Here is a 16,964-nt window from a genome sequence, read left to right as displayed (position 1 = left end):
TTTTTCCTGCCAGAGGCGGGTATTGTGCGGCAAGCGATACCAGAATAAACATCATAACAAGACAAAACCCAAGGTCGAGCAAATGGATATCGCGCCTTGGGGCTAACATCATCCCAGCTTCGGAACACTCTCTATGTCGTCTTTAGCTCAAGCCCAGAACCCTGCGCGTCTTATTCCCATCCAGGAGCGGTTGCCCCGGCTGCTGGCCGCCCTCGGTGAGGGACTTTACGAACGGCAGGATGCCCTGCGCCTCGGTCTGCTGGCTGCCCTCAGTGGCGAGAGTGTCTTCTTGCTGGGGCCACCCGGTATTGCCAAGAGCCTGATTGCCCGCCGCCTCAAGCTGGCCTTTCACGACGCCCGCCACTTTGAATACCTGATGACCCGTTTCAGTACGCCGGAGGAGGTGTTTGGCCCCCTCTCCATTCAGGCACTGAAAGAGGATGGCAAATACCTGCGCCTCACCACAGGTTATCTGCCAGAGGCCGAAGTGGTGTTCCTCGACGAGATCTGGAAGGCGGGCCCTGCCATCCTCAACACCCTGCTCACCGCCATCAACGAGCGGCAGTTTCGCAACGGTGACAGCCAGCACCCCATCCCGATGCGCTTGCTGGTGACTGCCTCCAACGAGCTGCCGGCGCCAGACAGCGGGCTGGAAGCGCTCTACGACCGGATGCTGGTGCGGATCTGGATGGACCGGGTGCAGGAGAAAGCCAACTTTCAATCCATGCTGGCCAGCGATGGCCACGCCCACCAGAACTTGCCTGAATCCCTGCAGATCCGGGGGGATGAGTACGAGCAGTGGCAGAGCCAGATTGAACAGGTGCGCCTGCCAGATGCCTGTTTCGAGCTCATCTATCAGCTGCGCCAGCAGCTCGACAGTCAGTTGGCCCATCGCTGCTATGTGTCGGATCGCCGCTGGAAGAAGGCGGTACGGCTCATCAAGGCGAGTGCCTTCTTCAATGGCCGCGACGAGGTCGCACCGGTAGATCTGCTGCTGTTCAAGGATTGTCTCTGGCATGACGAGGAGTCCCGCACCGCCCTGCTGGAGATGATGACCGAATTCTCCCGTCTCTACGGCTATCAGCAACTGGCGATGACCCGTCAGCTTCTGGCGCTGCGGGATCAGTTCAAACAGCTCAAACAGAGCGTGGCCCATCGCCTGTGCACAAAGGCCCGGCAACGCAAGCAGTGGTTTGGCCGGCGGGCCCGGGGTATCGAGATCCCGCTTGCCAATGCCAGACCCTTTGGCAAGCAGGTGCACTTCCATCTGCTCACCCCGGCGCCGCTGGATGGCGGCGATCCTGAACGGCTCACCCGCACCCTGGTGTTCGATCGCACCTTGCTCTCCCACTGGCGCCCCACCGGTGAGGCGCTGGTGGGTTACGAGTTTGGCAACCCGAAAGAGGGCCATTACGAGCTGGTGCTGGACGATGAGCTACGGCTGCAGGTGCTCGATATCCAGCGCCAGCAGATCCCGTTGGTGCTGATGGAGCGCAACGCCATCCCCGAGGTGGTGCTGGCGCCCTGGTTGCAGTCGCTCGACGAGCAGCTAGTTCAGGTCGGCAAGGTGATGCAGGAGCTCAAACAGCAGCGCAGCCTGTTCGAACGTCACCAGCAACACCTCTTTATCGCCCAGCGCTGGCTGCAGCAGGTGGAAGACAGCTTCTTTGTGCTGAACCGGGATCTCGAACTGCTGCGCAGCGAGCTGACCCAGTGGCGCGAGCGGTTGCCAAGGCTGGACGAGTAAGGAGCACCCATGCTTGAGATCGGCATGCTGGATCTGGGCCTTCTCATGGGAGAGGGTGAGCTGGCGGGAGAGGTGGTGGCGTTGCTGGCGGCCTCGCCCAAGATTTCCGAATTTATCAAACGCTCCCCGCTACAGGGCAAGCTGCTGAAAAAGCGCCTGCAGAGCTGGGGCGAGCAGCTTGGCGAGGAGATCCGTCACAAGCCGGTGCCGGTGGCGCTGGAGCAGGAGTACCTGCTCTATCAGGCACACCGGCAACTGCCGATGACCGAGCTGATTGGTCGCCTGCCCGGCCTACTGGAGTCGCTGGAGCAGTACAGCCCCTTCGCTGGGGAGGCCAGATCTTTGGTGCGTCAGCTGACGGCCCACCCCACCGAGGGGCTGCGCCAGCTCTTTATCGACAAGTGGCGCGCCAGTCTGGTGGGGAGCCTGTTGCAGTTGCAGCAGCAGATCGCCGAAGCGGAGCGGGAGAAGCAGCGTCAGGAGATTGAAGATCAGCTGCTGGCGAGCCGCACCCTGGCCGATGCCCTCGACCCCAACCAGATCTCAGCCGGTGGTCTTTGGGATCTTGCGCAGGGGCACTGGCACAAGCGCAGTCTGGTGCTGGTCAAGCAATACGCCCGCATGTTGCAGCGCGAGCCCTTGCTGGCGGAGATTGCCGGCCTGCTCGGGCGCAGCGAGCGGGATCGGCGGGTGCAGGATCAACCTGTGCCGCCGGTTCAGGTGCTGGAGCTGGAGCCCGCTCCCAGCGATGATGTGCCGGACGACTTGGTAGGCATTCATCAGGCCAGCGATCTGATGCGGCTACTGCCAAGCGAGGCGGTGATGCTGGGGCTGCCGGAGCTGGAGCTGGAGTTCTATCGCCGCTATCTGGAGCGGCGTCTGCTCAGCTACCAGTCGCGAGGCACTTTGCCGCGTCAGCGCATCATGCTGCGCACCCCGGAGCAGGGTGGCCAGCAGTTGCAGCAGCGGGGCCCCTTTATCGTCTGCGTCGATACATCGGGCTCCATGGGCGGCTATCCCGAGGAGTGTGCCAAGGCGCTGTTTCTGGCGTTGCTCAAGGTGGCGATGGATGAGAAGCGCGGCTGCTACCTGATGCTCTTCTCCACCGAGGTGGCGACCCTCGAGATCACTGCAGATACCGGGCTGGACAAGGCGGAGCGCTTCCTCTCAATGAGTTTTCACGGCGGTACCGATCTGGTGCCCTGCCTGGAAAAAGCGCTGGCCAAGCTCGATGATCCCGCCTTTGCCAAGGCGGATGTGCTGGTCATCTCCGATTTTATCGCCCAGAGCCTGCCCCATCCCCTGCTCGATCAGATGAACCGCTATCGTCAGCGCCAGACCCGTTTTCACGCCGTCGCCATGTCCCGCCACGCCAAGCAGGCGCTGTTGCGGGTCTTTGACAACAGCTGGCTGCTCGATTGTGGCCTGCGTGGCCGGCTGCTGCGGCGCTGGCAGCATCACTAGTGACCGGGAGGGGGCAACCCCTCTTGAGCTGTTATCCCGCCCCTCTTTTTCGCTGTGCGTCCCCACTTTCATTCCAACTCGATGATATCGCAGTAAAATGTGACTAGCCTGCTATTCGGGCTCTCTGTCCGGGTGATAGCCTTTACAACCATTGTTACAGGGGAAAGATGGTGATTTTCCGGCATCGGCTTGCCCGATGATCTTTCCCATTGATCCGGAGTATGTATGAGCCGACTTGCCTTGCTGCTGTTGCTGGCGGCGTTCGGGCTGGCAGCCAACCCCTTGTCCCCCGAGCAGTTGGAAAATGAACTGAGAGGGATGGAGCGGGTCTACCAGCCGATCGAGTTGCTGCGGGAGCGCGTTGCCCGTTTGCAGCGGGACGGCAACGCCTATCCGCCGTCGCAGCAGATGCGGATCAGTCGTCTGGCTTGCTGGGCCCAATCGGCCGATGACATGCAGGAGTCCCGAACCGCCATCGCCAATGCGGAGCGGATGCTGATCGTTGCGCGCGAGCAGAGGAATGACGCCGCCGTGGCGGAGCTGACGATTTGCCGCGGCTGGTTCAATCAGCTGCTCGGCGAGGTAGCGAAGGCTCGTCACGATTACGATGAGGGGCTGCGGCTGGCAAGGGAGGCCGCCGTGCCGAAGCTGGAGGCGCTGGCGCTGGCCCGCCGGGGGGCCATGCTGTCGTTTCAGGGGGTCTCAGGCCAGGGACTGATGGATCTCACCAAGGCGCACAATATCTATGAGCAGCTGGGGTTGCCCACCTGGTATCACCAGGCACAGCTCGAGATTGCAGCCACATTTCGTCGTATGGGCCTCTACGCCGAAGCACTCGCCACCCTCAATCGGTTGAGCGAGCATTTTGTCAGAAGTCACGATGGATTTGGCTCGGCAAGGCTAAGTGATCAACTGGCGATGGTCTATCTGCAGACCGGGCGTTATCAGGATGCGCTGGGCGAGCTTGAACGCAGTGCGGCCTTTTATAATCAGCCTCAATATCTGATTGAGCATGCCGAACGCATGGTGATGCAGGCCGAGGCTCTGCTCGGGCTGGATCGCCCCGCTGATGCCGGACGCTTGCTGGCACAAGCGGCGGAGGTGCTCTCTCCCGATGTTGACCCCATCCTCCATGCGCATCTCGAGCTGGTGCGGGCGAGGTTGAGAGTCGAAGAGCAGGAACCAGTGCCAGCCTTGCGTGCGCTTGAGAAGATTGAGCCGATCTTGAAGGTGGAAGGGCACGTACGCTTTTTGCTCGAGCTCTACTGGGTGCGCAGCCGGGCGCTCGAGTTGCAAGGTGACTATCCGGCGGCGCTCGCCGCATTGCGGGAGCATCTGGTGCAGGAGCAGCGGCTCGATCAGCTGTTACGGGAACAGAGCACGGCCTGGGTTCGCGGCGAGTTTGAACTGGCCCGTCAGGAGGGGGAGAACGAGCGACTGCGAGTCGAGCAGCGACTGCAGCAGCAGGAGCTGGAGCAGGTCAAGGAGCGTCGTTTCTGGCTGCTGGTGGTGATGGTGCTCTGCGGGGGACTGGCGCTGCTGACAATGGGGTGGCTGCTTGATCGCAACCGTCGGATGCGTCGTCTGGCCTTTACCGATGAGCTGACCGGCATCAACAACCGCCGTCGGGTGCTGCGGCAGGGCAGTGATATGTTGGCGCAGGCTCGCAGGCAGGGCACGCCATTTTGTCTGCTGGTGTTCGATATCGATCACTTCAAGCGGATCAACGATACCCTGGGACATCATCAAGGAGACAGGGTGCTGCAATGGGTCTCTCGGGCGGCAGATCGTCAGCTGCGGCACCAGGAGCAGTTGGGGCGTACCGGCGGAGAGGAGTTCTTGATCCTGCTGCCGGATACCAGCCTTGAAGAGGCGTGCCGGGTGGCTGAGCGAATCCGTCACACGGTCGCCAACCGGGCGCTGCCCGGCATGTCGTACCCGGTAACCATCAGTATCGGGTGTGCCTCTCTGCGAGACGATGATCAGGATCTGGCGGCCTTGATCCAGCGTGCCGACAATGCGCTGTATCGTGCGAAAGAGGCGGGGCGCAACCGGGTGGAAACAGACGAGTGACGGGCTGGACATTGTCACTCACCAGGGTGTCATCGCTATTGGGGAGCACGCTGATACGGCGATGATGCTCGTCCCCTGCGCTCGTTCTTGCCTGCGATGACAGATTGGCAAGCGCGAGCGCAGAAGACCGTCAGAAGGGCGTTATGCCCAGGCGCTCCCACCATTGAGGTGAAGCACTTCACCATTCATGTTGTTGTTGCTCATCAGGAACAGCGCGGCCTGCGCATAATCCTCTCCCTCTCCCAAGCGCTTCAACGGCAGGCTTTGCGCCACGGCTGCCACTTTTTGTGGGTCATTGCCTAGTGCTTTAAGCAGCATTGGAGTGCGCATGGGGCCCGGGTTGATGACGTTGATCCGACGGGGGGTCAGCTCGGTAACCAGACTGTGAGCCAGCGTTTCAACCGCGCCAGCTGCAACGGCAGGGAGTGCTTTACCCAGTTGTGGGCGGCGCGTCACCATCCCGGACGTGAGCACGATGGAGCCGCGTTCGGACAGTTTGGGTGCTGCGGCGCGGATCGCATGAACACTTCCCCAGAAGCGGCTGTCCATGTTGATTTTCAAATCCTCGATGGCAGCGGTGAGAAAGCTGCCTGGTCGCATGACGGCGGCGGTGATGACGAGATGATCCAGCGAATCCAGCTGGTTGAAAAAGTGATTGACGGAGTCGACGTCGAGAATATCCAGTTGATGGCCACTGGCACTTGGGCCCAGTTCAGCCAGTGCAGTGGCAAGCTGCTCACGGCTGGAACCGCCGATAATGACCTTGGCACCTTGCTCGATCGCTTGTTTGGCGGTGGCTAGGCCAAGACCCGAGGTACCACCGATAATGACGATCTGTTGATGGTGCAGGGTGGAATGTTTCATGTAATGACCTCTCCATTATGTAGATACGATTTACATATTTGTAGCTGGATAGGGAAAGTCCAAGTATGAAAATTTATCAAGAGTGGTTGTTGCTGGCATGGGGAGGGGGCCAAGTCCACGTGGTCCGGATGCTGCCATCCGATTCGGAGCGTTTGATTTTCTGTTCAGTTGGAACCTGTGTAACGGCTGGGCGGCCAAATTATCATCTCTTGTCAGGCTGGGTATTTTTCACTCGCGCGGGTATAATGTCGCGCAATTTTGCTTTGACTCAGGCGAGAAGACCCATGTAACGCAACCCTCCTCCCTCTCTCCACCAGGTTGGCAAAACGCCAGCTGGCGTGGCTTTCGTTGCGTATACATGTGCCGTGAGCGGCATTCCGGATTTATTCCCACGGTGGCTGATGCCACCGCTCAATAGAAGAACGTTGAATTATGTCAGCTGAATTTCTGAGTGAAGTCTCCAAGAGACGCACTTTTGCGATCATTTCGCACCCGGATGCGGGTAAAACCACCATCACCGAGAAAGTCCTGCTGTTCGGACAGGCCATTCAGCGCGCCGGTACCGTCAAGGGTCGTGGCTCGGGCCAGCACGCCAAATCCGACTGGATGGAGATGGAGAAGCAGCGTGGTATCTCCATCACCACCTCGGTGATGCAGTTCCCCTATGCCGACTGTCTGGTCAACCTGCTCGATACCCCGGGTCACGAGGACTTCTCCGAAGATACCTACCGTACCCTGACTGCGGTCGACTGCTGCCTGATGGTTATCGATGCCGCCAAGGGTGTTGAAGACCGGACCCGCAAGCTGATGGAAGTCACCCGTCTGCGTGATACCCCCATCCTCACCTTCATGAACAAGCTGGACCGCGAAGTGCGCGATCCGATGGAAGTGATGGACGAGGTGGAGCGCGAGCTGAAGATCATGTGTGCCCCCATCACCTGGCCTATCGGCTGTGGCAAATCCTTCAAGGGTGTCTACCACCTCTACAAGGATGAGACCTATCTCTATCAGAGCGGTCAGGGCCACACCATCCAGGAGAAGCGGGTGGTCAAGGGGCTGAACAACCCGGATCTGGATGCCGCCGTCGGCGAAGATCTGGCCCAGCAACTGCGCGACGAGCTGGAGCTGGTGCAGGGCGCCTCCCCCGAGTTCGATCACGATGCCTTCATCGCTGGCGAGATGACCCCGGTCTTCTTCGGTACCGCGCTCGGTAACTTCGGTGTCGACCACATGCTGGATGGCCTGACTGACTGGGCGCCGTCTCCCATGCCACGCAAGGCCGAGAGCCGCGAAGTGGTGGCGACCGAGGAGAAGTTCTCCGGTTTCGTATTCAAGATCCAGGCAAACATGGATCCGAAACACCGTGACCGTATCGCTTTTATGCGTATCGTGTCAGGTACTTACAGCAAGGGCATGAAGATGCGCCACGTGCGTATCGGCAAGGATGTGAACATCTCCGACGCCGTGACCTTTATGGCCGGTGACCGTGAGCAGGCGGAAGACGCCTTCGCCGGTGACATCATCGGTCTGCACAACCACGGCACCATCCAGATCGGTGACACCTTCACCCAGGGTGAAGATCTCAAGTTCACCGGTATCCCAAACTTTGCGCCGGAACTGTTCCGCCGCATCCGCCTGCGCGATCCGCTCAAGCAGAAGCAGCTGCTCAAGGGGCTGGTGCAGCTCTCCGAAGAGGGGGCGGTGCAGGTGTTCCGTCCGCTGATCAGCAACGATCTCATCGTCGGTGCGGTCGGTGTGCTGCAGTTTGACGTGGTGGTTTCGCGCCTCAAGAGCGAGTACAACGTCGAGGCCATCTACGAGGCGGTCAACGTCTCCACCGCCCGCTGGGTGGAAGGGACCGATGTCAAGAAGTTCGAAGAGTTCAAGCGCAAGAACGAGGTCAACCTGGCCCTCGATGGTGGTGACAACCTCACCTATATAGCACCGACCATGGTCAACCTGCGCCTGGCCCAGGAGCGTCACCCGGACGTCGAGTTCCGCCAGACTCGCGAGCACTGATAACGGTTTGTTTGCCTGTTGGCAGATAATCAAAGAGACCCCGCTTCGGCGGGGTCTTTTTATTGATGTACCAAGGTATCGTCTGGCGTGGGTTCTCAAAAGGTGCGCAGCAAACAGGCCGGATTGCCGGCATAAGTGCCGGGTATCTCGATATCCCGGGTGACCACGGCCCCGGCACCAATGACTGTGCCCCGGCAGATGCGGACCGGCAAAATGGTGGCATTGGAACCTATGCAGACTTCATCCTCAATGACCGTTCGGCCCCAGTGGGCCGAGTCCGGATCGGGAGAGCCCTGCTTGAAGAGATCGTTGGCAAACATCACCCCGTGACCGATAAAGCACCATTCACCTATGGTGACGTGCTCGCAGATGAAGGTGTGCGACTGGACTCTGGTTGAGCGGCCGATGGTGACGTTGGCCTGCACTTCCACGAAGGGGCCGATAAAGACATCGTCCGCCAGAGTGCAGCCGTAGAGATTGACGGGTTCAACCAGTTTTACCCGCTCGCCGAAGCAGACATCACGAATGCCAACGGTGTGTCGTGTCGGCTCGTTCATGATGCGCCTCTCTGTTCTAGGTCGAGCAGCATGCAGATTTCGCAATCCCCGTGGCCGGTGCAGCCAAGGGGGCTGGGCAGGTGTTCAAAGCCCAGTGATTCATAGAGGCTGGTGGCTTCGCGCAAGACCTCGGTCGTTTCCAGATAGCAGCGCTGATAACCAAGCGCGCGCGCCTCGTCCAGTGCCTGCAACACCAGCCGCTTGCCAAGGCCCAGTCCGCGCAGGGCAGGCATAAAGTACATCTTCTGCAGCTCGCAGACTTCCTCTTCTCCCGCCAATGGCGCGATACCACCACCGCCGAGGATGGAGCCGTCCGGCCCTTCGATGACCCAATAGCGGCTCTTTTCCGCCTGATAGCTCTGGGAGAGGGTATCGAGATTGGGATCGGATACCCCATACCCCTTGTCGGCGGTGAGACCATATTCGGCCGAGACGGCGCGGATCACCAAGGCGATCTGGGCATTGTCCGCTGCCGTGATGGGGCGGATCTGGTAACCCCGCTGGCGACGGGCGCGGGAGAGGGCGCTGCGATAGAGCCGCAGCCCTTGCCATAACTGCTCCCGCTCGGGCAGGCTCAGCTGCGCCAGCATCTCTTCCATCGCCCCGTCCATCTCCCGGTGCAACTCCAGCAGCATCCCCTGACCGTTGACGGTGAGGCGGGCCTCCTTGCTGCGCCCATCGGAGGGGTGCGGGTGCCAACTGATGAGCTCCCGCTCGGCGAGGCGGGCCAGCGGACGGCTGGCGTTGGATTTGTCGATGTGCAGCTTTTCTGCCAGCTGCTGATTGGTGGCCGGGGCGTTTTCCAGCTCGATCAGCAGGTGAGCCTCGATGGGGGTGAGGGCCAGATTGCCGCACTGCTGGGAGAGCATGCCGAGTTCGCGAACCAGATCGCGCGACAGGGCGCGAAGGGGACGGGGATCCATGTCGTGGTTTCCTTTTTAGTTGTGCATGACAACTAAAATAGCGTAAAAGTTGTAATTCGCAACCTTTTGCTGTGATGACTTGCAGAATATGAGGTGAGCGGCAGCCCCGTTGATTGGGCCGCCGCAGGTTGGGGCGGTCGTCAGGCGGCTCTGATAGCCAGCTCCGGGCGGCGGGAGAAGCAGCGGGCGAGCAGCAACATGGTGGCGACGCCTATGGTGCCCAGCACCAGCCAGGGGAGGGCCGGTTGTCCCTGTTGCAGCGAGAAGTCATAGAGGGAGCCGCCGCCCACATAGCCGGTCATGCCTCCCAGCGCCAGTCCGAGGCGGCTGAAGCCCATGTAGCTGCCGCGGGCTGTGGGGTTGGCCAGCCGGGTCATCAGGGTCTCCCGGGCCGGTTCACAGATGATGATCCCCAGATAGAAGCAGGCCAGCAGTACGAAGATGCCGGAGAGGGTGCTGACAAAGGCGACCAGCCCGATCCCCACGGTCATCAGCAGGATACCTGCCATCAGCCGGCTCTCCAGCCGATAGCGCCGCTCGCTGAAACGGGCGATAGGATAGAGCAGCGCCAGTGACAGCGCCGTTTCCAGGCTGTACATCCAGCCCACTGCCGTGGTGGTGCCGGAGAGCTGCTTGACCAGAATGGGGAAAATCAGCATCACCTGTACCCACAGCATGTAGTAGCCGCTCAGGATCAGTACCAGTCGGCAGAAGGCGCGATCTGCCAGCACCTGTCCCAACCCTTCCCGCATCGGAGTCGGTTTGACCGAGAGGCGGTAGGCGGGCAGCAGGGTCCAGTTGCAGAGTGCTGCCAGGGTGAAGAGCCCGGCGCCCAGCAGGCAGACGTAGGTGAAGTCAAAGCGCAGCAGCCAGCTGCCGAGCAGGGCACCGGTGACGGCGCCTGCGCTCTCCAGCATCATCAGCAGGGAGATAAAACGGCCCCGCTCATGGGGACGGGTAAATTTGATCACCAGTGCGGCCCGTGGCGGGTCGAACAGGCAACCGCCCAGTCCGGAGAGGAAGCAGGAGAAGATCAGCATGGCGCCGCTGTCGGCCCAGGCCAGGGTGGCGAAGCCGACGGCGCGCAACAACATGCCGGTGACGATGAGCGGGCGGGCGCCGAAACGGTCGGCCAGCGAGCCGCCAAAGATCCCCAGCCCCTGCTGGGTCAGCTGGCGCAGGCCGAGGGCCAGCCCCACCAGACCGGCCGCCCAGCCGAGTTGATCGACGAAGCGCAGGCTGATCATCGGCATCACCACAAAGAAACCCAGGATCACCAGTGTGGTATCCAGCGCCAGAAACCAGCGTCCCCAAAACCTCGCCCTATCGACCATAACGCCCTCTCATTCACAGATACCTTCATTCTGGAGAGGGTTTAGATATAGTGGTAGACGACAACTACCTATATTTCATATCAGGATTATTTATGTCTATGGATCTGGACGATCTGCAACTGCTGCTGGATGTGGCCGAGCTGGGCAGCTTCAGTCAGGCGGCGGCCATTCGTGGCTGGTCACAGCCGCTGGTGAGCCAGCGGATTGCCCAGCTGGAGGAGAGCCTCGGGGCGCCGCTGTTTCAGCGTCATCGGCGCGGGGTGACGCCGACTCGTGCCTGCGAGGAGTTTCTCCCTGCCGCCCGCTCTGCGCTGGCGATCCTGAGCGAAGGGCGGCTGGCACTGCAGGGGGCGCCTGCGCTGCCTTGTATCCGTCTCTCCAGCCTGCCATCCCTCACTTCGGTGGTGTTTGGCTCGCTATTGATGGAGCTGGTGGACGAGCCGTTCGAGATCCGCTGCACCACGGATCACTCCGGCGAGATCATGCAGTCGCTGCTGACCGGGGAGGCCGATATCGGCTTTGTGCTCAAGCGTCCGCCGGTTGCGGGCCTGCAGATGGAGCTGCTCTGCTGCTCCCCCATCATCGCCATCGCCTCGCCATTGCATCCGCTGGCCGGTTGTCACGGCCTCACCCTGGAGGATATTGCCGACCAGCGGCTGGCGCCTCAGGTATGGGGGCCGGGGTGTGACGTCTTTATCCAGCAGTTGCGGCGGCTGCGACGGGCGGCCAGCCCCCTGCATGCGGTGCAGCCCGCCAGTGCGGCGCGTGATCTGGCGCTGGAACACGGGTTTATCACCCTGATGCCGGAGCTGGCCATCAAGCGGGATCTGGAGGTGGGGCGGCTGGTCAGGCTCGATGTGCGCAATCTGCCGCAGGAGCATTGGGATGTGATGATGGCGTGGCGCGGTGGCAAGCGGCCCAATCCGGCCCGGGAAACCGTGTTGGCCACCGCCCGCACGCTGGCGAAACGGTGGCGCAATGAGTAGAGCGATGCGGGACAAGGCCCGCATCGGGTGGGTCAGTAGCTGGCCTTGAGGGTTACGCCACTGAACGCGGAAAACCCTGACAGCTGCACATGCCAGGTGCCCGCCTTGGGATTGGTGAACGAGCAGCTTTCGTTATTGCCCCCCTTGTAGGGACGGCAGTCGTAACTGCTGCTGTTAGGGGCGCTGCCAAAGCGGACGTAGAGGTCGGCATCACCGGTGCCGCCGCTGCTGCTGATCTGCAGCGACCTGGTGCCCGCCGGTACGTTCAGGGTGTAGTTGAGCTTGCCACCCTTGCTGGCGGCAAGGTTGCTTACCGGCACGCCGTTTTGCAGTACGTTGTCGCTCGGTGGCGGCGTGCTGCCGCAGCTGGCATCGACTCCGACGGTCTGGAAGGCACGTGCCACATCCGCCTGACTGTAACCCAGGTCGGCGGTCGCCCGGCTGACGCCGCAGGCCCCTTGCTGGTAGTTGGTGTTGGCGCCCCAGTAGAGGCGGTTGGCCAACAAGAACACTTCAAATGCCTTGCGGGTGTTCCAGCCACTGCTGGTGGCGAGCAGGTAGAAGGCGCGGTTGTAGACCCCGGAGCTGTGGTGTACATCCATCCCCTCCTGATAATCCGCCGCATGGCCGATGGATCTGCCATCCCGGGTCGGATCCTCGAAGTAGCGCAGGGAGCCGTTTCCCTTGAATATCTGCGCCCCGACCAGCCAGTCGTTGCTCCCCTTCATGTAGAACTCGGCCGCTTCCCCCGCCATATCGGAGAAGGCCTCGTTGATGCCGCCGGATTGTCCTGAATAGACCAGCCCGGAGTTCTGTTCGGTAAAGCCGTGGCTCACCTCGTGGGCCGCCACATCGAGGCTCACCAGCGGGTGGAAGGTGGTAGCGCCGTCACCGAAGGTCATCTGGCTGCCATCCCAGAAGGCGTTCTCGTAATTCTTGCTGTAGTGAACCCGCATCTTCAGTTTGAAGGTGAGGGGCGCCGTGTTGTACCAGTTGCGGTACATGTCGAACACCACGTTGCCGAAGTAGTGGGCGTCGTTGAGGGGCGAGTAGGCGCCGTTGATCTCCTTGACCCGGTTCTCCGGACAGGTGAACTGGTGGATGGCCCCGCCTGAGGTGGCGTGGTTGAGGTTGATGGTATCGACGTTGGGGCTGGTCATCCGGCAGTTGTCATCCACGATGAGTGGGCCAAAGTCGGTGCCATAGACGTATTTGCCGGTCTTGATGTTGCCCCCGGGGCCGGTGGCATCCTTGTGGTTGATCCCCTCCCAGCGTTTGAGCTCCTCACCGCTCTGGGCATCAAGTATGACGAAGGGGCGGCTTGGCTTGGCACCTTCGGCGATGAAGGAGACCTGATAAACCAGCCGGGCCAGCCCGTTCTCATCCTGCATCACGTAGAGTTTGACCTGCTCGTTGCTCCCCTTGCTGCCCGCCTTGGCCTTGCTGGCGGCATCCTGTGGCGAGAGGGTGGCGACCGGGCTTGCCACATCCTGATCGATCTGGCGCAGCATGCGCCCGCTGGCCTGTTGCAGCTTGCCGTTCAGGCTCTTGTTAGCTACCACCACCTGACCCATTACCGGGATGCCGTTCCAGACCTGCTCGTAGCGGATCCGCTGCTGGCCGTTGGGCAGCTTGACCACCCGCACCTGACGAAACTCGCCATCTTCCAGCTGCAAGGTACCACTCGCGGCACTGAGGCCTGTCATGGCCCGGATGCCGTTTGCCGTTACGTTGATCTCTACCTCTTGCGCCGCCAGTGCGGCGCTTCCCCAGCAGGCCAGCGCAACGGCCAGATAAATTTTATTCATCTCTTCTTTCCTTAAATCGATGAGGTTGATAAACCGACCGAAGGTCGGGCGTTTTGAAGCTAGTGCCGGTGGGGGAAAGTGCACCCTGTCAAAAGTGACAGCGCAGCACAAAGGGGTAGCAGGATCTGCCAAAGTGCCGTTTGTGGGCATTAGTCGGCGCCATGTGGAGAGCATTATCCGGTTTCAGACACCCACCCTCCTCTTTTGAGGGAGGAGAGTTCGTGCGCAGTCACCCTCTGCGAAGCCTGCCGGAGGAGGGCCGTAAAAGTGGCTGGCGCGGCCAGTGGCGATTGGCTACATTGGGTGCTGGTTCGCGATTTGATCACTGATTTGAAAGGAGAATCCCATGTTTTCATGGCAGTTGGACGACGAGCTTGCGCTGCTCTTCTTGCAGCCCGATATGGCGAGCGAACTGTTTGCCCTCTGCAATGACAACCGGGAGTACCTCTCCCAGTGGCTACCCTGGCCGCCACTGATCCAGCGCCCTGTCGACAGCGCCCTCTTCATTCGCAGTGCCATCGAGAAGTTCGCCCGCGGCGAGGGGCTCACCACCGCCATCGAGTATCAGGGGGAGGTGGTGGGGGTCATAGGTTACAACAGCATCGATCATGACCTTGGCAAGGTGGTCATCGGTTACTGGCTGGCGGAGCGCTGGCAGGGTAACGGTATCATCACCCGTGCCTGTCAGGCCCTGATCCACCACGCCTTCGAGGAGATGGGGATGGAGAAGGTGGAGATCAGCGCCGCCACCGATAACGAGCCCAGCAGGGCTGTTTGTGAACGGCTCGGGATGCCGCTTGAGGGGGTGACCCGGCGCGCAGAGCGGCTGGGCAACCGGATTGTGGATCACGCCCACTACAGCTTGCTGCGCGATGAGTGGTTAAGGCAGAGGGAGTCCTGATGGCGCTGCCACATATCAAGACGGCCCGCACCCACCTGACCATACTGTCGCCGGATCAGGCCCCCATGATGCTCGACTTCTACCGGCGCAACCGTGCCCATCTCACCCCCTGGGAGCCGCTTCGGGACGAGCACTTTTACACCCTCTCTTACTGGCATGCCCGGCTGCAGGACAGCTACAGCCAGTTCTTCAACGGCACCGGCGTCAATCTGGTGGCCCTCGATCCGGCTGGCGAGCGGGTGATCGCCACCTGCAACTTCAGCAATATCCTGATGGGGGTCTTCAAGGCGTGTCATCTGGGCTATGCCATCGACCAGCAGCATCAGGGGCAGGGGGTGATGGGAGAGGTGCTGTCAGCCGCCATCGACTACCTGTTTCGGGAGCACGATCTGCATCGCATCATGGCTTGCTATATGCCAGCCAATCAGCGCAGTGGCGCCTTGCTGGAGCGGCTCGGCTTCGAGCGGGAGGGGTTTGCACGGGCGTATCTGATGATCAATGGCCGCTGGGAGGATCACATCCTCACCTCGCTGATTAATCCGGCGCCCTGAACGACAGATAAAAAAACGGGCCCGAAGTTGCCTTCGGACCCGTCTTCGAATGAGGTGCAGGCTTAGTTGGCCTTGGCATCGCTCACTGCAGCTTCAACCTTGGTAGCGGCTTCGGTAGCAGCTTTTTCTACGGTTGCAGTCGCTTCGGAGGTGGCCTTCTCTACGGTAGAGGTGGCTTCGCTAGCGGCTTTTTCTACAGTGGCAGCAACTTCGGCGGCCGGAGCAGCAGCAGGAGCGGCAGCTTTTTCTTCTTTCTGACCGCAAGCAGTCAACATCAGACCCAGGATACCGGCTACCAGTACTTTGTTCATGTGCATTCCCTCAAATAAATATGGAGAGATGGTCTGTGCAACCATCACAGCGCCCACCGTTGCCCGGTATTGAAACAAGAAGCCGGGAGGCAGCAGGCGGGCGCAATATAGCCCCATTAGTTACCGATGAAAACGGATATCACAATGACATTTTTTCGTGCCGTGGATAAAAAGCTCCACTGCAACGACTGATATCAATACAAGATGCCGTTAAATAGTGATAACTGCACAATAAAACACCGCTTTGCTGCCATCTTGTGGCGGTTTAACAAGGTCAAGGTTGATCAATAGCGGCTGATGACCCGCACCTTAGTCAGACAGCTTCTGACAGGGCAGCCGTTTTCCCTCAAGGTGGCTCTGACGGGCCAGATCCAGCAGCGCCATCACCGCCAGCGCTTCACTTGCTGGCACCGGGTTGCTCCCTTTCCCCTTGATGGCGGCGCAGACACCGCGATAGTAGGCGCCATAATCCCCCGCCTCACCCACCACGCTCTGCTGCTGCAACTGACCATCGACAATGCGGCTGAGCTGACCGGATTCGCTATCCATGCCCCAATCCGCCGCTGGCGGCCGCAAGCCCTGCTTGAGCTGATCTTCCTGCACATCCATACCGAATTTCACGAACGATCCCTGGCTGCCGTGAATGACAAAGCGCGGCATGGTGGCCGAGACCAGACAGCTGCCATGCAGAATAACCCGCAGAGCACCGTAACCCAGCACCACATGGAAGTAGTCGTCCGCCAGTGCGCCGGGGCGCTGCTCGGCCAGATCGGCCTGCAACCAGTCCGGTTGGCCGAACAGCTGTAGCGCCTGATCCAGTACATGGGGGCCGAGATCGAACCAGAGGCCGGAACCCGGGCCACCCGCTTCGCGCCAGCGCTGGCGCACTTCGGGGCGATAGCGATCGAAGTGGGATTCGAACTGGGCGATCTGCCCCAGCGTCCCCTCGCCAATCAAACGGCGCACGGTAAGAAAATCTCCATCCCAGCGCCGGTTGTGGAAGATACTGAGCAGCCGCTGCTGCTTTTCGGCCAGCTCGACCAGCGCTTGCGCCTCGGCCAGATCCAGTGCAAAGGGCTTGTCGATCACCACATGTTTGCCTGCCAGCAGCGCCTGGCGGGCCAGAGGAGCGTGGGTGTCGTTGGGGGTGGCGATCACCACCAGATCGACGGTCTCATCGCTCAGTACCTCCTCCAGTGAACCGACCCGGCAGCCGGGCAGATCGGCCTGCACCTTGGCGGCATCGCGGCTCACCACCCAACTCAGGGACAAGCCCGGTGTGGTGGAGAGGAAGGGGGCGTGGAAGGTCTTGCCTGCAAAGCCATAGCCCACCAGGGCTGCGTTGAGAGTGTGGCTCATCGGGAGTTCTCCGCTGACATCGAGTGAGTGGGGTTGCCATCGCCGGCTCTCTGCCGGATGGCCATAT

14 protein-coding genes are annotated in these 16,964 nt (G+C 60.9%); 7 read left to right on the top strand and 7 right to left on the bottom strand.

Annotated elements, in window-relative coordinates; translation table 11 throughout:
* The first annotated feature begins 133 nt into the window (after nucleotides 1-133).
* The 3 genes from I6L49_RS12565 (at nucleotide 134) to I6L49_RS12555 (ending at nucleotide 5,284) form a co-directional block, all read left to right on the top strand.
* Nucleotides 134-1,747: an ATPase RavA domain-containing protein gene (locus tag I6L49_RS12565; protein ID WP_216949661.1), complete on the top strand. Its 1,614-nt coding sequence runs from the start codon at nucleotides 134-136 to the stop codon at nucleotides 1,745-1,747.
* A 9-nt stretch (nucleotides 1,748-1,756) separates the two neighbouring features.
* Nucleotides 1,757-3,211 carry an ATPase RavA stimulator ViaA gene (gene viaA, locus I6L49_RS12560; RefSeq protein WP_216949660.1) on the top strand — a complete coding sequence of 485 codons (1,455 nt, stop codon included), beginning with the start codon at nucleotides 1,757-1,759 and terminating at the stop codon, nucleotides 3,209-3,211.
* 225 nt (nucleotides 3,212-3,436) lie between these two features.
* The gene (locus I6L49_RS12555; protein ID WP_216949659.1) at nucleotides 3,437-5,284 is read left to right on the top strand and encodes a diguanylate cyclase; all 1,848 of its coding nucleotides are present in this window, start codon (nucleotides 3,437-3,439) and stop codon (nucleotides 5,282-5,284) included.
* Nucleotides 5,285-5,425: 141 nt separating this feature from the next.
* Here the strand turns inward: I6L49_RS12555 and I6L49_RS12550 are convergent, their stop codons facing one another.
* Nucleotides 5,426-6,148 carry an SDR family oxidoreductase gene (locus tag I6L49_RS12550; protein WP_216949658.1) on the bottom strand — a complete coding sequence of 241 codons (723 nt, stop codon included), beginning with the start codon at nucleotides 6,146-6,148 and terminating at the stop codon, nucleotides 5,426-5,428.
* Between the two features lie 429 nt (nucleotides 6,149-6,577).
* Between I6L49_RS12550 and prfC the strand changes: the two genes are divergently transcribed.
* Nucleotides 6,578-8,167, top strand: a complete 1,590-nt coding sequence (gene prfC / locus I6L49_RS12545) for a peptide chain release factor 3 (protein WP_085942998.1) — start codon at nucleotides 6,578-6,580, stop codon at nucleotides 8,165-8,167.
* A 95-nt stretch (nucleotides 8,168-8,262) separates the two neighbouring features.
* Here prfC and I6L49_RS12540 read toward each other — a convergent pair whose 3' ends face one another.
* The 3 genes from I6L49_RS12540 to mdtH all read right to left on the bottom strand — a co-directional run bounded on the left by I6L49_RS12540 (nucleotide 8,263) and on the right by mdtH (nucleotide 10,981).
* Complete coding sequence (locus I6L49_RS12540) at nucleotides 8,263-8,724, bottom strand: acyltransferase (protein WP_216949657.1); 462 nt, start codon at nucleotides 8,722-8,724, stop codon at nucleotides 8,263-8,265.
* The gene (locus I6L49_RS12535) at nucleotides 8,721-9,647 is read right to left on the bottom strand and encodes a bifunctional helix-turn-helix transcriptional regulator/GNAT family N-acetyltransferase (RefSeq protein WP_216949656.1); all 927 of its coding nucleotides are present in this window, start codon (nucleotides 9,645-9,647) and stop codon (nucleotides 8,721-8,723) included. Before I6L49_RS12535 ends, I6L49_RS12540 begins: the two co-directional genes overlap by 4 nt.
* A gap of 140 nt (nucleotides 9,648-9,787) precedes the next feature.
* A complete protein-coding gene (gene mdtH / locus I6L49_RS12530; RefSeq protein WP_127006888.1) occupies nucleotides 9,788-10,981 on the bottom strand; it encodes a multidrug efflux MFS transporter MdtH in 1,194 nt (397 codons plus the stop codon).
* A 92-nt stretch (nucleotides 10,982-11,073) separates the two neighbouring features.
* Here mdtH and I6L49_RS12525 point away from each other — a divergent pair, with 92 nt between their 5' ends.
* Nucleotides 11,074-11,967 carry a LysR family transcriptional regulator gene (locus I6L49_RS12525; RefSeq protein WP_127006886.1) on the top strand — a complete coding sequence of 298 codons (894 nt, stop codon included), beginning with the start codon at nucleotides 11,074-11,076 and terminating at the stop codon, nucleotides 11,965-11,967.
* Between the two features lie 32 nt (nucleotides 11,968-11,999).
* Here I6L49_RS12525 and I6L49_RS12520 read toward each other — a convergent pair whose 3' ends face one another.
* Nucleotides 12,000-13,775: a M4 family metallopeptidase gene (locus I6L49_RS12520; RefSeq protein ID WP_216949655.1), complete on the bottom strand. Its 1,776-nt coding sequence runs from the start codon at nucleotides 13,773-13,775 to the stop codon at nucleotides 12,000-12,002.
* Between the two features lie 346 nt (nucleotides 13,776-14,121).
* On the opposite strand from I6L49_RS12520, the gene I6L49_RS12515 reads away from it, so the two are divergent.
* Both I6L49_RS12515 and rimJ read left to right on the top strand, forming a co-directional pair.
* A complete protein-coding gene (locus tag I6L49_RS12515; RefSeq protein ID WP_216949654.1) occupies nucleotides 14,122-14,676 on the top strand; it encodes a GNAT family N-acetyltransferase in 555 nt (184 codons plus the stop codon).
* Nucleotides 14,676-15,227, top strand: a complete 552-nt coding sequence (gene rimJ, locus I6L49_RS12510) for a ribosomal protein S5-alanine N-acetyltransferase (protein ID WP_158109187.1) — start codon at nucleotides 14,676-14,678, stop codon at nucleotides 15,225-15,227. The genes I6L49_RS12515 and rimJ overlap by 1 nt, the downstream gene beginning before the upstream one ends.
* 62 nt (nucleotides 15,228-15,289) lie before the next feature.
* Here rimJ and I6L49_RS12505 read toward each other — a convergent pair whose 3' ends face one another.
* A complete protein-coding gene (locus I6L49_RS12505; protein ID WP_005340533.1) occupies nucleotides 15,290-15,538 on the bottom strand; it encodes a hypothetical protein in 249 nt (82 codons plus the stop codon).
* A 309-nt stretch (nucleotides 15,539-15,847) separates the two neighbouring features.
* Nucleotides 15,848-16,897: an oxidoreductase gene (locus I6L49_RS12500; RefSeq protein WP_216949653.1), complete on the bottom strand. Its 1,050-nt coding sequence runs from the start codon at nucleotides 16,895-16,897 to the stop codon at nucleotides 15,848-15,850.
* Nucleotides 16,898-16,964 lie beyond the last annotated feature (67 nt).

This window comes from Aeromonas sp. FDAARGOS 1419, assembly GCF_019047045.1.
Taxonomy (GTDB): Bacteria; Pseudomonadota; Gammaproteobacteria; order Enterobacterales; family Aeromonadaceae; genus Aeromonas; species Aeromonas veronii.
The sequence above is the reverse complement of the archived record's forward strand: the minus strand, read 5'-3'. Positions and strand labels throughout refer to the sequence as shown.

Coding starts and splice junctions, on each gene's coding strand:
- I6L49_RS12525 (WP_127006886.1), top strand. CDS start 11,074: ATGTCTATGGATCTGGACGATCTGCAACTGCTGCTGGATGTGGCCGAG.
- I6L49_RS12520 (WP_216949655.1), bottom strand. CDS start 13,775: ATGAATAAAATTTATCTGGCCGTTGCGCTGGCCTGCTGGGGAAGCGCC.
- I6L49_RS12555 (WP_216949659.1), top strand. CDS start 3,437: ATGAGCCGACTTGCCTTGCTGCTGTTGCTGGCGGCGTTCGGGCTGGCA.
- I6L49_RS12565 (WP_216949661.1), top strand. CDS start 134: ATGTCGTCTTTAGCTCAAGCCCAGAACCCTGCGCGTCTTATTCCCATC.
- I6L49_RS12540 (WP_216949657.1), bottom strand. CDS start 8,724: ATGAACGAGCCGACACGACACACCGTTGGCATTCGTGATGTCTGCTTC.
- viaA (WP_216949660.1), top strand. CDS start 1,757: ATGCTTGAGATCGGCATGCTGGATCTGGGCCTTCTCATGGGAGAGGGT.
- mdtH (WP_127006888.1), bottom strand. CDS start 10,981: ATGGTCGATAGGGCGAGGTTTTGGGGACGCTGGTTTCTGGCGCTGGAT.
- I6L49_RS12535 (WP_216949656.1), bottom strand. CDS start 9,647: ATGGATCCCCGTCCCCTTCGCGCCCTGTCGCGCGATCTGGTTCGCGAA.
- I6L49_RS12550 (WP_216949658.1), bottom strand. CDS start 6,148: ATGAAACATTCCACCCTGCACCATCAACAGATCGTCATTATCGGTGGT.
- rimJ (WP_158109187.1), top strand. CDS start 14,676: ATGGCGCTGCCACATATCAAGACGGCCCGCACCCACCTGACCATACTG.
- I6L49_RS12505 (WP_005340533.1), bottom strand. CDS start 15,538: ATGAACAAAGTACTGGTAGCCGGTATCCTGGGTCTGATGTTGACTGCT.
- I6L49_RS12500 (WP_216949653.1), bottom strand. CDS start 16,897: ATGAGCCACACTCTCAACGCAGCCCTGGTGGGCTATGGCTTTGCAGGC.
- I6L49_RS12515 (WP_216949654.1), top strand. CDS start 14,122: ATGTTTTCATGGCAGTTGGACGACGAGCTTGCGCTGCTCTTCTTGCAG.